A 15,817-nucleotide genomic window follows, 5' to 3' on the forward strand; every position below is an offset into this window, starting at 1 on the left:
CATGTCACATCAACCAATCGATCCACCGAAGTGGCCAGCAAGACTGCTGTCCTTTCTACTCAAACGGGAATACCTGGAGGAGATCGAGGGGGACATGATCGAGGAGTTCTACTACCATCAGCAGCGCTTCTCCATTCGTAAAGCCAGGTATCTATATTGTCGGGAGCTGTTCAAGCTACTCCGGCCCAATTTGATCAAAAACCTACTCAAAACTCAAAAACTCAATTACATGGGGACTATATCTAACTACACTAAGGTGGCTTTTCGAAACATTCGGAAGCACCGAACCTATTCAGCTATCAAGATCGGTGGTTTTTCCATCGGCATTGCCATCAGCTTGCTCATTAGCCTGTTTGTGCTGGATGAACTTGGGATCGATCAGCAGCTAAAAGAGGAATCGATCTACCGGATGGTGGTATCCAGCAGCAGACCGGACATGCAGTATCAAAGTACTTCTGTGCCGCCTATTTTGGGGCCTTCGCTCAAGCAAGACTATCCAGAACTAAAGCAAACGGGTCGTATCCTCATATTCGATGGTTTTGGAGATGCGGGTGGTAATCTTTTCAGGCCATCTGATCGTGAGACACGCGTATTCGAAGAGCGCTTTGGCTATGCCGACCCTTCCATACTCGAAATGCTGGAATTCAAATTTACTTATGGTAATGCGGCATCAGCACTCAGTGAGCCACGAAGTTTGATCCTATCAGCGTCCAAAGCCAACAAATACTTTCCCGATGAAGATCCGATTGGGAAAACCATCTTCATCAATGAAAACAAAGAGGAGCCCTATACCATCGGCGGTGTCTTCCAAGACCTGGATGGAACACACCTGAGTCATGTGGACTTTTTCTTTACGCTGGTAGGGAAGGAGTTTTGGGAAGGAGAGCAAACCAACTGGTGCTGCTATAACTATGTGACCTATTTTGAACTGAAGGACGGTGTGCCTCCACAGCAGTTCGAAGACAAACTCAAGAGCATTTATGATCGCTACTTCCTCGCTTATGCCATTGAAGAAGGTCATCAGGACATAGAAGACGAACGCAAATACATGACGCTGAAGATGCAGCACGTCTCGGATATCTACCTGCATTCGAGCGATATCTATGATTTTCGCAGCTTTGGAGACATCAAAATGGTGGCTGTGTTTGGTGCAATCGCCATTTTCATTTTGCTACTGGCGTGCATGAATTTCGTGAATCTCACCACGGCCAACAGTGCCCAGCGCTCCAAAGAAATTGGATTGCGCAAAGCAGTAGGATCAGGGAGAAAGGGAATCATGATGCAGTTTCTCATCGAGGCGATGGTGTTGACAGGTGTTTCGGTGGTGATCGGAACGGTGCTGGCGTTTTTGGTGATGCCGTTTTTCAATGCTGTGGCTGACAAGCACATCCTATTTCCGTGGGCAGATCCGTTGTTTTACCTACTTATTTTAGGTTTTACCTTGATTATAGGGATGGTATCAGGAGCTTACCCGGCGCTATACCTGTCCAGTATCAATACCATAGCCGTGTTGGGTGGGCAAATGAAATTGACAAGAAAAGGCAGAAACAGCCTGTTGCGAAGCGGATTGGTGGTTTTTCAGTTCATGATCTCTATGATTCTGATCGCCGGAGCACTGATCGTTTATCAGCAGATGAGTTTCATTCTCAACAAGGACCTTGGTTATGACAAAGAGCAGGTGCTAATGATCCATGGTGTGGGTACGATGGGAGAAAGCCTCAAAGCCTTCAAAGGCGAACTGGAGTCACTGCCTGAGGTGCAGAGTGCCACCGTGAGCAACTCACTACCGGTGGAGGGAACGCACCGAAATGGTAATGGATTTTGGCTGGCAGGTCAACGCGATGTAGGAACACGTGTAGGTGGCCAATTTTGGAGAGCGGACGAAGATTACCTGAAGACACTCGGACTGGAGCTGGTGGAAGGACGTATGTTTAGCAAGGATATGGTATCCGATTCCAATGCCGTGGTAGTCAACGAAGCGATGATCAAAGGGCTGAGTATCGATGACCCGCTCAATACCCGAATCCAAAACTGGGTAGAATGGAAGATCGTAGGAGTGGTGAAAGATTTTAACTATGACAACTTACGCGAGGAAATTCGTCCCCTAGTATTGGCAAGAGGTTCTTGGGGCGACATGATCACGTTGCGCCTGGCTGCTACAGATATGCGCGGAACGTTGGATAAAATAGAAGGACTGTGGGATCGCTTCAATCCGAACCAACCTATCCGTACAGACTTCCTGGATCAGCGTTTTGAGGTGATGTATGAAGACGTGCAGCGGACACGAACCATCTTTTTGGTCTTTGCGGTGTTTGGCGTCATCGTGGCCTGCCTTGGTTTGTTTGGCTTGTCCGTTTATACCGTAGCTCTTCGCAACAAAGAAATGACCATTCGTAAGGTTTTGGGTGCCTCGGTGCAGTCCATCCTGCGTCTGTTGACTATCGATTACCTGAAGTTGGTAGTACTTTCCATGGTCATTGCCGTACCTGTAGCGTGGTACTTTGCCGATGAGTGGCTGGCAGGTTTTAGCTACCGCATCGAGACTTTTTGGGACACGTTTATTTATGGAGGTATCCTGCTGGTGGTAATTGCTCTGGGTGTGGTGAGCTTTCAGTCACTGAAAGCGGCCTTTAGCAATCCGTCTACGGGGTTGAGGAATGAATAGGAATGTTCATCCGCGTTTGCAACGCGGATGTTTAAAGCTTCAAGTTTCAAACTTCTCATCTTGCATTGTATTGCTGTGCTTTACTAGTCCTCGTTACAAACGAGGACTAGATCGAGTTCAATTTAAATCTAAAATGGTCTGTTTGATTCCTTCGATAACATCGGGTCGATTGCCAAAACCATTGTGGATACCACCTTCAATGGTAATGAGACGATCTTCAGCTTTGAAATGCTTCTGGAGTTTGAGGGAGGAACCGTAATAGATCAATCGATCAGCTGTGCCGTGAAAAATCGTGACAGGAACGGAGGTGTTCTGGATATGTGATGCATTGTCGAGATTGTATTTGAGCAATAAATCCGTGGGTAAATACTTCAATAGCCTGACCTGCTGCGAAAAAGTCAAATTCTTTGCCAGGTCTTTGATATTGTAATATGGTGAAATCAATAGGAGTTGCCGAGGATCCTTATTGGCTGCTACATAGCTGGCCAATCCCGAGCCCAGAGAAACACCAATCAAAACAATATCCTTTTCCTCATACCCTAACTCCAACAGCTGTTGATATCCAGCCATGGCGTCCAGATACATTTCTTCGTCATTGGCGTAAGCACCTTCACTTTTGCCATATCCTCTAATGTCCATGACGAAATAGTCAAAACCCAAACTGTCGTAGACAGCAGCTGCTTCATTTTGATTGGCAATGTTTCCTCCCGCTCCCTTAAAAGTAAAAACCACGCCTGATGAAGGTTGAATGGAGGATTTAAACAGGAGCGAACTAAGTGTGACATCTTCAGCAACCTTTAGGTTTATTTCTTGATAATCTGTAGCAAAATCATAAGTGTAGTCAGCATCGAGTTTGACTGGATTCATGAAAATAAATGACTCTTGATGGTTGTAAAACCAAATGCTAGCACCGATATAGCCTAAAAGCAACGTGATAACAAGGAAGGAGAATATGCGCATGATCCATTTTTTCATAATATGCTGATCTGGATGAAGATCAGAAAGTAGTAAATCCATTCCTGTCAGTCAAGGAAGTGCTGCTGAAAGAACATTTACTTCACCTACTTGCCGTCTTTGGTGTTATCACCAAAGACTTCTGCTAGACAAGATGCTTGTTTGAAATTATATAAAGACTCATCCGCGTTGGCAACGCGGATGTTTTTTACCGGTGTTCACTATTTGGCTAAATAAAACGGTTTTATGCCATCGAAAACTAGAGCGGGTTTTTCTATCTTGAAACAAAAGGACCTACTATGAACCTAATCAAGTATTTCACGATCATTCTGGTTATCGCTGTTTTTGTTAGCTGTGGAAAAAACTCAGACTCTTCGGTGGGGGTCAACAATACGATCAGCATCGATTTAGTAGATTCGAAAAGCAAGGATCAACTTGGGCTTAACATTATTGATTTAAAACCCATCCGTATGGATTCGGCCTTCAAAGGATTCTCGCAAAGGCTTCGGGTCAAGAAAATTGATGGATGGTATTTTGTCTTTGACCTGGAGTTTCAACAGCTATACTGCATCGACTCAGCTGGGAATTTTAAATATGACGTTGGTGGTCTGGGAAGCGGTCCAAATGAGCTCTCGGGAGTCCTTGATTTTACCTATTTAGATGGTCAGATTTCATTCTTGATCCAGGCAGGAGATCGGACGAAGATTGCTCAGTTTGATACGTTGGGTAATGAAATGTTTAGAGCCGAAATCGATTATCCTGTTAGTGCCTTTGAGCAGTTTGGGCACAATGAGTACCTTCTTTACACTGGCTGGAGCAACAAGGCTACGCCATATCGACTACACAAGTGGGACATTCAAACAGGAGAAGATACGCTCATTTTCCCGCACGATCATTCTGAGGAGAAAATGCCCATGGAGGCTTATTCCTTGATGAAAAATGACAAGGGAATTTTGTTTTTTGATCCGCTAACTCCTTTTGTCCACCAGATCAATTCTGGTTTAAGTATTAGTCCTTCGATTACTTTCGATTTGGGGAAATACCGATTGGATGATGACTATTGGGATTTGTCAGTAGATGAGGCTATTGAAGCATTGTTTGGTAATGGCTTTTATTCATGCACTTATTTTGTCCGCTCGGAAAACTACCTGGCAATGTTAGGCACATTCGTAGATGAAGGTGGAAGTGAACAGGAAAGAACCCTTTCTATCTACAATTATAAGAGCAATACCATTGCAACACGAGTGCTACAACCTGGTACACTCGATGAGTTGGCTTTGAATGTGTTCAGTGTGGAGGATAAGCAAATGATTTCTCTTGGAGACGGCTATGTTCTGAGACAGGTGGATGAAGGTGCGGATCTATTGGAGAGGTATAAGGTATCCGGTGATGATTATTATTTGGTTTATGCAGAAGTTGGGATGTAAGTCTATAGGTTGGACCATGATGCTATGCCTCTATTTCACAATCAGCATGTCCGGTTGTTCGGAGTCCCGAAAAGTCTATTTACCAAGAGATTTGGAGCTTTTAACTGTAAGTGATAGTACTTATACTACAGATCCGTTTGCTTGCTCCTGTAAAGTGGTCGCTTATTTTAAAGTGACTAAATACGACTTGTATATCAGTAAGTACATTCCTTACATGAAACAGTATCCAAACGTCTCGTTCATCTTCTATCTATCCGGAGATGGAAAAGAACAGATGCAAGAGATAATGCAAACTACTGAGTTTAAACATCCTGTGTTTTTGGATCCTGAAAAGTCTTATATCAAAGTCAATAAGCGCCTACAGCAACCACCTGGACAGTCTGAACTGGCGTTTATTGGATATGTCATCTCAGATAAGTTCATAGAGGTGACTAATCCTAACATGAATGATTTTAGCAAGTTGATCAAGCGGTGTGCCGATTGAATGAACTTCTCCAATGCTCTTTACCAAAGAGGATGAACTAGGTGGTTTTAATCGTCGGACCACTGGGAGTGGTCTGACGACTATATTGAATGACCTACTCCAGATTCACCTTTTCATACTTCGGGTATTTGACCTCATAGCTCAGCTGCAGCCCTTTTTGCTGCTGCGGTTGCAGCATAAGCTCCCAGGTTACTTCACCTGTTTTCTCATTTAATGATCCACCGGAAAGCTGCTCGGGTGAGACAGATATTTCGCTGATGGCTGCTACCGGTATCTGATCGAATAGCGTCAACTTGATCTGCTGAGATTTCTTGTTTCGGGCAATGATCTTAAATCCACGACTTTCGATTTTGTTGCCACCGATGGTTCTTCGTTTAGAGTATTCATCGACTTTTTCCCGACCAATGACAATGCTTTTGTCTCTTCCCAGGGAGATGTTGAGCGTATCATCCAGAGATCTGGCATCCAGAATGGAACGACCGACATAGGTATCTTCAAAGTACAGATTGGCTTCACCTTCCAGCAAATTGTACTGATCCCAGTTGATGATGCGGGCGATGAGGAAGGCATCTTTGTCTAGTTTCGGTACGGCATAGTATTCATACACGGTTTCTATTTCGTAGCTGTTGAGGTCGACGGATAGTTTATCACCGTTCGACTTGATGGAGTAGGGCTCATCCACCTCAAACTCCACGGTGGTTTGATTTTCTATCGTTCTGGTGGTAATGATGTCTGCCTCACGTTTGAGACTACTGGTACCACGAATGGTGATACCGGAAGTTCTACCCTGGAGGGCATTGGCACTTGCGTAACCTGTGACCACCACTTCCTGTAACTGTTGAACATCAGGTTCCAATCTTGTATTGATCGTTGTGGAGGTGATTGGCAATTCTTTGGAGGCATAGCCAATGAAAGAGACGCTTAGGTGTGTGGCACCATTTGGCAAGGTAAGGGAGTAGTACCCATCCAGGTCGGTAACTGTCCCAACGGTGGTTCCTTTGACAATCACGTTCACACCTGGCAATGGTTCGCCTGTTTCATCCAGTATCCTTCCGGACACGTTGCGCACGGCACTAGATAATGTTCCATAAGTAGTACGATTGAGAATGGTATTGCGCGCATAGTTTAAGTACCAGGTTTCCAGTTCGGGCGCCACACCACTTTGGTTGGGATTGCCGTTGGATAGTTTAAGTCTTGCATTCTCCCAGTTAACTCCGGTGTTTTGATATACGTCGGCTTTGTAGGTGAGCTCCAGTGGTTTTTCTACGGTGGACACTCGCACATCGTATTTTGGAAACCAACCCGTATTGGCTACCAGGTAAGTGATCTGAAACGTTCCCAATGTTCGAGCAGGAGCATCTATCCGCACATCAATTTCACCAGTAGGTAGGTCTTCTTTTCCCTGCACAGCCGCTATTTCCTTTTCGATTTGGTCTTTCTGCTGATGGAGTTCCCGGATCTGCCGATTGACTTTAATTTCTTCCGCTTTGATGGCGGTAAGCTCCTGATCATAAAAGACAATGGCTTGCTTGATTTGTGTAAGCGATGCGCCGGCCGTTTCTCCACCGAGGTTTTTGTTTTCATCCAGCAGACTCTGCTTCTCCGCGAGGACCTGAAGCCTGGAGCTGGCGGTGGATAGCTGGTATTCCAGTGATTCAATTTCGTCCAGAAGGCTGTCAATTTTTACATCCTTTTTCAGTTTGCTCAGGTAGTTGAGTTGGTGGTTGACGGAGAGAACGGTGAAGTCTCCCGTTGCTTTTACCTGGATGCTCTTTTCATCAATATAAGGAGAGAGCGATTTGATCTTGAGAAGTGATTTACCAGGAGGAATGTTGAGCGTTCCGGTGCGAGTGATGAGTCCACCCTCTACATAGACAGTAACTTCTGTGATGGATGTTTTCAGTTCACGTTCGGTGAAGGGCTGGGGAAATGCCTGTTGAGCCAGGAAAAGGGTTAGTAGAGTTAGGAATTTCATATGCTTTTTTAGTAGAGATGCGAGGCACCGTGAAATTCCATAAATGGGAATGAGAATTTTTTTGGAAAGTATCTTATCTCTCATCCGCGTTTGCAACGCGGATGTTTAAACTTCAAGTTTTCAATTGGTTAATCGGCATTGTAAATGCTGTGCTTTACTAGTCCTCGTTACAAACGAGGACTAGAGGAGGGAAAAGCGAGGTTTTCACTTATTCATTTGCTTCTTCTGGCTAAGAGTTTTCTTAAAAATCTCACCCAAAAATTCCATTTGGTTATTTTTTGAGGTTTTTGGAAGATGTTTTCTAATTTATCAAATCCGTCTTCTACTAACGCATTGTGAAGAGAGCGAATACCCAAAAGCCACAGGAGGGTTCCTTTTCCAGTAGTCTGCATGTCAATGGTATGCTTTATTTCAGTAGTCGTTTTTGTCAACGTCTGGATTTCGAACTTGTGAATTCCATGGAATCCATTAGGTTTTGAAAACCTAAATTGAATGATTTCTTGCGGATCGTATAGTTCTACTTCATACTTGATGGGCCCATGTCCCCCTTGGGCGCCTACTTTAATTCCTTGTTTAAATAGCATGGGTGGCCATTTTTCTATTGGCCAAATTCGATCGTTCTCAGTAGAAAGTGTTGCTAAAACATTGGCAACCTTGTTTTTTGGTTGACTGACTATTCTTTTATGGATGTTTAGAACTTTCATATTTCATATAGCCCGAAGATTATAGCCTTAAGTGATCATCGGTAAGCCGCTGATAATAAAAGTAGCGAATCTAACACCCACTACAGCAGCATTTACTTCATATTTTGTTGTTCTTGTAACCAACTGATATATGCTTGTTTCTTATACTCCAACCAGTCTTACCGATAGTTGGAGTTGTCAATTATCCATTGAAATCTGGAAAATGGCCGAAGAGAAAGATAACCGGATAAAAACGTTTTTGTGACTGATAATCACTGGGTAGAAAATAAGAGGCACCAAGGTGTTAGGTCGTCGGGCCATCTAGTGCGGTCTGACGCCTACTCCAAAAAACCCGATGACACACTCAGTTCCATCACCTCACTGGTCACCGGATGCTGAAACTTCAGGTAAGCGGCATGAAGGTACAGCCGCTTATCTCGTTTACCATATAGATCATCTCCTACAATAGGGGTACCCAAACCAGAAGCGTGTGCTGCATGGACTCTCAGCTGGTGCGTCCGTCCCGTGATGGGGTAGAAGTGAACCAGTGTTTGGCCATTCACTTCTTTGATTTTATGCCATTTGGTAATGGCCTTCTTCCCATGTTCACAGCAGACGAGCTGCTGTGGACGGTTGTCCAGATCTACGCGTAGCGGTAGGTTGATCTCTCCTGAATCTTTGTCCAGTAAGCCATCCAGTACCGCCTCGTAGCGTTTGGTGACAGAGCGTTTGAGGAACTGTGCCTGAAGCTGCTGGTGTACGTTTTTGGTTTTGGCTACCAGTAGCAACCCAGAGGTAGACATGTCCAGTCTATGGACTAGTAATGGCCCGGTTGCTCCAGGGTAGCGCGCTTCCATCCGCGTATACACCGAGTCGAATACATTTTTACCTGGGATGCTTAGGAATTCCGCGGGCTTGTTGACGACTAGCAAGTGCTCGTCTTCATATACGACTGGCAGGTCTCCGATTTGTGTAGGGTTGCTGAGCATAGGGTTTTTCTCCACATCCAATCCTTGAAGCATGTGCCCAAGAATAGGCTCGCACTTACTCCGGCAAGCCGGATAGAACTGGCCATGGGTCCGTACCTCCGATTGGGGTGAAGCTCCCCACCAAAACTCGCCCATCGCGATGGGAGTGAGCTCGTGCTGATAGGCAAAGTGTAGCAACCTGGGAGCAGCGCATTCTCCCGCACCCGCCGGAGGGATGGGCAGCTCCTTCTCACTAAAAATTGACAGTAGGCTTCGCGATTCTCCTCTGGCATCCAGAAAGCTATAATCGCTGAACAAACGCTCTTGTAACCGGGCTGATTTTTGCTTTCGTTTTTCTTTGAGTTGTTTGATTGTGTCAGTGAGCTTTTTCACCTGATCTTCTGCAGCTTGAAGGTGATGCTTCCAGTACTTTTTGCAGTCTTTGAGTGTGAGTTGCTCCCGCATGCTTGCCTCAGACAGTTCTTTATCGAGTTTAGCAAATTCCTCTTCGGTCAGGTTGGCTTGTGCTTCTTGTCGTTTTTGTTTGCGCTGGGCTTTGCCCGATTTGATTTCGTCTTTAAGCTTTGCAATGTCTACGTCAGATTGTTTTTTTTGACTTGCCAGGAAGGTTCTAGCTTCTTTTAGTTGATCCGAGTTTTCGAGTTGCTCGATTTGTCGATTTAGGGTATTCAGTTCGTTTTCTCCTGCTATGAAATAGCCCTGAGCATCTAGCAGGTCGAATACTGGTGGAACAAACCCTTGGTGATGGTTGCTATCGGCAATTTTGCCAGAAAAGGCCGCCAAAAACCCCAAATGACCTTGATGGTCTTTGATTACCAGCACACCAAACATCTTACCAACAGCTGTGGATTCATCATTCCCATCCAGGCCGAAATTGTGACCGAAATCTCTTTTAGAAAGTTCTCGTTGCAGTTGCTCTGCGGCCATTTGGACCAACAGATGCGGCTCATAATAGAAAGGGAAGGTAAACTGCTCCGGCAACTCAATCTCCTCCACAGAGGCTTCAAACCGATGGATGTAGGGTTTCGGGTCCATTTATCCTGGCAAAGTTGGGGAATAAGTTGAATGTTTGAGGTTTTATGTTCTGAGTTTTGGGTTTTAAGTCATGGTTTGAAGTTTTAGGTTCTAGATTCTAAGTTTACTTCAACACCACCTTCTCCCCATTATTCGCACTGCGGATAGCTGCATCGAGGATTTCCATCACCACCATGTTGTTTTCTAGTGCGGAAAGATCCGTTGGCCGGACTGCTACATCACCACGAACCACAGCAGCAAAGTAGGAGAACGGATCATCAAGTGGAGCAGAGCGTTCTTCTAGCTCATAAGCCTCTTCATTGAAACCATCGTATCCTTCGCTGATCCGAACTCGAAGATCGTGTCTGTTATCCGCATAGACCACTCCAGTGAGACCGTAGATTTCCATGTCTTTCCGACCAATGGGCCAGTTCCACGAACCATGGATCACCACCACAGATTGCGCATATTCTAGCAGAATAATGGCTTCATCATCTACTTCTGGATTGTTCTCTGGTTGCAGCTGGGTAGTAATGGCGGTCACACTTTTTGGACGTTTGCCATCCATGAGCCAGGTAGCCAGATTGGCTCCATAGCAGCCAAAATCAATGACAGCTCCACCTCCATTTTCTTTAGGGTCTGTGAGCCAGTCCAGGAATTCACTATTGATCCCGATCTTCTTAGGTCCCTTGTGTCCATCGCGAACTACGATCTTCCGTATATCGCCAATGGTGTTTTCCTTCTTCACCAATTTATAGGCCTTGTGATTGGTCGGATACCAGGTGGTCTCATAGTTGGTCAGCAGATGGATGTTGTGCCTGTTCGCCAAATCAGCCATTTTACGTGCATGCTCCAGGTTAACGGCAAGTGGCTTTTCCACCATCACATGGATTCCCAAAGGGGCACACTTTTCCACCACAGCCAGATGTTCATAGATAGTTCCAAACGCTGTGACTGCTTCGGGTTTTTTGGCTTGAATTAGCTCCTCCATGCTGTCAAAGACCAGATCCATGGAGTAGCCTTGTTGGTCTGCATAGCGCTGTGCTAGTTCCTTGTTGGTCTCTACTATTCCCACGATTTCAATGTCTCCGCGTTCCTCACTGCCAAAGATCCAGTGCACGTGCGTGTGGGTCAATCCGATTACGCCGACTCGGAGGGGTTGGTGCTTAGCAAACACGTTCGTGGACAAGAAGAGCATCAAAAAGAGGTAACTATGGATTCTGTAGACTTTCATGGTGTATGGCTTCACGATTTCATGTGAAAGTTAGGTTAAAACCAATTTATTTGGAATTAAGGTAGGCTCTATTCAATACCCTCGTTTCAAATCCACTTCGTGCTTTAACGGCTCGCTTTTTTGTAGCCGGTTCCAGTTGTCTACAATCAGGTCGATAGCTCTGCCAGGATCGGTGATGGCCGCTATGTGTGGTGTGATGATCACCTCCGGCATGCGCCAAAAGGGGTGGTCCTGTGGTAGTGGTTCTTCACGAAAGACATCTAATAATGCACCAGAAAGGTGTTTTTCTTCTATAAGGCTGACCAAATCATTATCCACCAGATGGTGTCCACGACCTACATTGATCACAAAGGCACCTGGATTCAGTTGAGCCATCAGGTCTCGGTTGATCAGGTCTGTGGTCTCTGGTGTGAGCGGAAGCACACTCACCAGGATATCAGTGCCCTGAAGTGCTTCAGATAATCCCTCTTTACCGAAATAGGTGGCTACACCCTCCAGTTCCTTTTTAGATCTGGACCAGCCATTTACCCGTGTACCTAACTTCGCCAGTTGGGTAGCAATGTGTCCACCAATTGCCCCTAATCCTAGTATCGTTACGGTAGTATCACTCAGCCGTTTATAAGACTCAGGTTTCCATAGCTTGTTTACTGGTGGCTTGAGGTTCCTCAAATGTCCCAAAATTCCCCCCAGCACGTATTCGAAAATGTCGTGCGACAGGTGCTCGTCCACGAAGCGACAAAGACGCACACCACTGCCAAGCTGCTGGGTGTTGGTGATGTGATTAATTCCGGCACCAATGGATTGAATGAGCTGCAGGTTGGGCAATTGCTCCAACGAATGAGCTGGAGGTCTCCAACAGGCAGCCATTTGCACGGCTTCAGGGTGAGTGATTTCTGGATGAATTTCGATCGGAGTATCCGGTAGCCTTTTTGTTAGTGCTGCCGCCCAGCTATCAGAATCTTTTCCCTCGAAGAATATCGCGATACTCATACCTCAAAGTTGGTTGATCAGCGGACTACTACCAACTCTTTGGCCGTTCTTTACAGAAACTTCATTTGGAGAGACGCACCTTTTGGGATATCTACTTTATACAAGTTGCCTTCAGGTTTAGTTGACAAATGACGGTCGTTGATGTAAAGGTCGATTGTCTTTACTCCATCTGGCTTATGTACGATAAAAGTTCCACCACTTGCGGCCATGAGGGATGCTGAAGTAATCTGACCGTCAGACCACTTGGCTGAGACTACACCATTTCCACGCACTTTCAGTCCGTCAAATGATCCATTTTTGTAGGCTTCCGGTAAGGCAGGAAGGAACTCGATGTACCCTGCATGACTTTGCACTAACATTTCGGCAATGCCAGCCGTAATCCCAAAATTTCCATCAATCTGAAATGGAGGATGTGAATCGAACAAGTTGTCGTACATGGATTTGGCAAGCAACAAACGGATATGTTCTTTCGCCATTTCTGCATTTCCCAGCCGTGCACTCAGGTTGATCAACCATGCTCGACTCCAACCGGTACCTGCACCACCATTGGCTAGTCGATAATCGAGCGTTCTCTGAACGGCTTCAAAGAGCTCTGGGTGATCGGTTTTGTTGATGGCCGTACCAGGATGAAACTCATACAAGTGTGACATGTGGCGATGGCCGGGTTCGTTTTCTTCGTAAGGACGATCCCACTCGAGGATCCGGCCATCTTCACCTAGCACAAATCCCGGGCGTAGCTGAGGTAGCTGTTGCTCAATCGATTCTTTCAGTTCGTTATCAACCTCTAGCCATTCACAAGCAGCGAGGTAATTGGTAAACAACTCGTGAATGATCTGCTGATCCATGGCACTGCCCATGCAGGTGGCAGCTTGTCCACCGTCGGCCATCAGGAAGATGTTTTCTGGAGAAGTAGATGGAGCTGATACAAGGTACCCATCTCGTGGATCTTCGATCAGCCAGTCTGAATAGAATTGGGCCACCTCATGCATGGCCGGAAAGGCTCGCTTTTGCAAGAAGCTAGTATCCTGAGTGAACACTACATGCTGCCAGTAGTGCTGCATGAGCCAGCCTCCACCACCAACCGAGCAGCCCCAATAGGCTGTCGGAGCCCGGAGCCACGTAGGTGCCCAAAGATCCGTGGCGTGGGGTATGAAAGAGCCCCGCATCCCAAAGTTGGTCGAAGCGGTTTCATGACCATTGTCCACCAACCGGTCGATGTAGTCGAAAAGTGGCTGGTTGAGCTCATCGAGATTGGTCAGATTCGCCAGCCAGTAGTTCATCTGCAAGTTGATGTTGAGGTGGTAGTCACCATTCCAGGGAGCAGTAATGTGTGGATTCCATAGTCCCTGCAAATTGGCCGGGTTGGTTCCAGGTCTGGATGAAGCAATGAGTAGGTAGCGACCGTAATGGAATAGTGTTTGTTCCAACCCGACATCAGTAGCACCTTCCTTCACCAAAGCCAGACGCTTATCTGTAGGTAGTGAATCCGGAGACTGATGTACAATGTCCAATTGTACCCTGTTGAATAAAGATTGATGATCCTCAATATGTTCTGTGAGCAGTTCTGAGGTGTTTTTCTTTTTAATATTTTCCAGTTGTTGCCGGTTCATCGCTTCAAAGTCCTCGTGATAGTAATCACTATTGGTGACCAGCAGGATGCGAGCTTTGTGGACATTGTCCAGTTGCAGTTGTCCAGTTGCACTGCTGACTGTTCCGTCTTCTGCCTGGATCTGCACCACTGTTTCGAATTTTACACCTTCAGTGATGGGAAAAGGTTTGGACTGAAAGGCACCTCCATATTGTGTCACTTCACCCTGCATGGCAATAGTCTGATCATTAATAGTAATGGTTTGAACTGTGGGATGTTCTTCGTCCTCAGGTCTGGTGAGCTGTAGGGTTCCTGAGAGGCCATTGGGTGCTTCACTGATGATTTCCATCACGATCACTTCATCCAGATGGGATGCAAAGATTTTCTCAGTTACCTGATGGCCATTCGTTTGGTAGGATACCATAGCGATGGCAGATGCAAGATCAAGTTCGCGACGGTAATTGGTGATGTTTTCATGGTTCCAGTTGATGGTTAGATCGCCAAGTGTTTGATGCGAACGACCTACGGATTTGTTCGAAAACTTGTCGACAAACATGGAGTCAGCTTCCTGATTCTTGCCTGCTATCAAGAGTTCCCTGATTTTTTGTAAATCGTTGGGTCTTCCTTCTGGGTCTGTCCATTCGTCTGGGTCACCTGGCCACATAGAATCATCATTGAGTTGGAGATGTTCTGTTTGTGGATCTCCATAGATCATTGCACCAATTCGTCCATTGCCAACCGGCAGGGCTTCTTCCCAGATTTTTGCGGGTTGTTTGAACCAGAGCTTCTGGTTTATCAATTTTTGATCGGTGGAACTGACGCAGGATGCCAGGCATGTGATAACTATACTAAAGACAACTAAGTAGCGTGGTATTCGGATCATGTGTTGGGTTTTACTTCTTTCAAATATCGCCATTTATCCAGATCATTTGGGTAAACTATTCTTTTATAAGGGTCAAAAAATGTACTCGAAGTGTAATGGTTATAGTTGATCAAAAAAGGGCACTTTCCGCATTTCAGTATTGTTATCATGTTAAGTGTCGTTATGACCGATCAAGACAATGGTCGGTAGTTTATTGTAAGTCGTTTCGGACATTCTACTCACGTAAAATGCCTCTTTTTCCAGATAGCAAATGAAATCACGTCATGAAAGTCAATTTAAAAAACTACATGGAGGAAAGGGAGAAAAACCTCCATAAGCCAACCATTTCCGGACCTGTGTTGACCATCTCCAGGAGTTATGGATGTGACGAGCATCCCCTGGTAAACTCGCTGATCCTGCATCTCAATCAACTGCGAGATCATGGATTAAAAAAGCACACCTGGAGTTATATCAATCAGGAAGTCATAGAAGAAACAGCCAAGGCGCTCCATATGCAGCCATACGATGTAGAGGCACGTGTAATGGCCCATACTGAGAAGACCAACGACTGGCTCTCAGGTTTTAATTCCCGTAAAACCGTATCTGATAGCATCATTTTAGAAACCATCAAAGACATCATGGTCACTTTTGCGCGGAAGGGTAATGTAATCTTTGTAGGTCGGGGAGGTATGAATGTGCTTCGATCCATCCCTAATAGTCTCCATGTAAAAGTGAGTGCACCACGAGATTACAGAGTAGGGCAGGTAGTAAATCAGATGAAAATGAATCCGAGAGATGCCGAAGACATGATCAGGAGTATCGATAAGCAACGCAAAAACTGGAGGAACATCTAATGGAAAGATCCATGGATGAAAGCGATTTTGATCTGATTCTGAATATGGAGCGACTGAGTGTTCATGAAATGGTGGATCTCATCGTTCACTTCATGCGC

General features: G+C 45.6%; 11 protein-coding genes. 4 read left to right on the forward strand and 7 right to left on the reverse strand.

Translation table 11 applies throughout. The features are described 5' to 3' along the window. Window position 1: 1 nt before the first annotated feature. Window positions 2-2,665, forward strand: coding sequence for an FtsX-like permease family protein (locus ACO067_RS20130; protein WP_421877536.1), 2,664 nt, complete (start codon window positions 2-4; stop codon window positions 2,663-2,665). Between the two features lie 117 nt (window positions 2,666-2,782). Here the strand turns inward: ACO067_RS20130 and ACO067_RS20135 are convergent, their stop codons facing one another. Further along, complete coding sequence (locus ACO067_RS20135) at window positions 2,783-3,682, reverse strand: alpha/beta hydrolase (RefSeq protein WP_421877538.1); 900 nt, start codon at window positions 3,680-3,682, stop codon at window positions 2,783-2,785. A gap of 236 nt (window positions 3,683-3,918) precedes the next feature. On the opposite strand from ACO067_RS20135, the gene ACO067_RS20140 reads away from it, so the two are divergent. Then, on the forward strand, window positions 3,919-5,046 hold the full coding sequence (locus tag ACO067_RS20140; protein WP_421877540.1) for a 6-bladed beta-propeller: 1,128 nt from the start codon (window positions 3,919-3,921) through the stop codon (window positions 5,044-5,046). Then, the gene (locus tag ACO067_RS20145) at window positions 5,027-5,530 is read left to right on the forward strand and encodes a hypothetical protein (RefSeq protein ID WP_421877542.1); all 504 of its coding nucleotides are present in this window, start codon (window positions 5,027-5,029) and stop codon (window positions 5,528-5,530) included. Before ACO067_RS20140 ends, ACO067_RS20145 begins: the two co-directional genes overlap by 20 nt. A 94-nt stretch (window positions 5,531-5,624) precedes the next feature. On the opposite strand, the gene ACO067_RS20150 is transcribed toward ACO067_RS20145, so the two are convergent. From ACO067_RS20150 to ACO067_RS20175, 6 genes are all read right to left on the reverse strand, one after another. After that, window positions 5,625-7,505, reverse strand: coding sequence for a mucoidy inhibitor MuiA family protein (locus tag ACO067_RS20150; RefSeq protein WP_421877544.1), 1,881 nt, complete (start codon window positions 7,503-7,505; stop codon window positions 5,625-5,627). A gap of 212 nt (window positions 7,506-7,717) precedes the next feature. Then, on the reverse strand, window positions 7,718-8,089 hold the full coding sequence (locus tag ACO067_RS20155; RefSeq protein WP_421877546.1) for a hypothetical protein: 372 nt from the start codon (window positions 8,087-8,089) through the stop codon (window positions 7,718-7,720). A 437-nt stretch (window positions 8,090-8,526) separates the two neighbouring features. Then, a complete protein-coding gene (locus tag ACO067_RS20160; protein WP_421877548.1) occupies window positions 8,527-10,212 on the reverse strand; it encodes a pseudouridine synthase in 1,686 nt (561 codons plus the stop codon). A 103-nt stretch (window positions 10,213-10,315) separates the two neighbouring features. Further along, complete coding sequence (locus tag ACO067_RS20165; protein WP_421877550.1) at window positions 10,316-11,425, reverse strand: Gfo/Idh/MocA family protein; 1,110 nt, start codon at window positions 11,423-11,425, stop codon at window positions 10,316-10,318. Between the two features lie 72 nt (window positions 11,426-11,497). Next, window positions 11,498-12,415 (reverse strand): 2-hydroxyacid dehydrogenase, encoded by a 918-nt coding sequence (locus ACO067_RS20170; RefSeq protein ID WP_421877552.1) that lies wholly within the window; start codon window positions 12,413-12,415, stop codon window positions 11,498-11,500. A 50-nt stretch (window positions 12,416-12,465) separates the two neighbouring features. Further along, window positions 12,466-14,886 carry a glycoside hydrolase family 95 protein gene (locus ACO067_RS20175; protein WP_421877554.1) on the reverse strand — a complete coding sequence of 807 codons (2,421 nt, stop codon included), beginning with the start codon at window positions 14,884-14,886 and terminating at the stop codon, window positions 12,466-12,468. Window positions 14,887-15,149: 263 nt separating this feature from the next. On the opposite strand from ACO067_RS20175, the gene ACO067_RS20180 reads away from it, so the two are divergent. Next, the gene (locus ACO067_RS20180; RefSeq protein ID WP_421877556.1) at window positions 15,150-15,719 is read left to right on the forward strand and encodes an AAA family ATPase; all 570 of its coding nucleotides are present in this window, start codon (window positions 15,150-15,152) and stop codon (window positions 15,717-15,719) included. Window positions 15,720-15,817: the final 98 nt, after the last annotated feature.

Source organism: Marinoscillum sp., from assembly GCF_965229915.1.
In the GTDB taxonomy this organism is placed as follows: domain Bacteria; phylum Bacteroidota; class Bacteroidia; order Cytophagales; family Cyclobacteriaceae; genus Marinoscillum.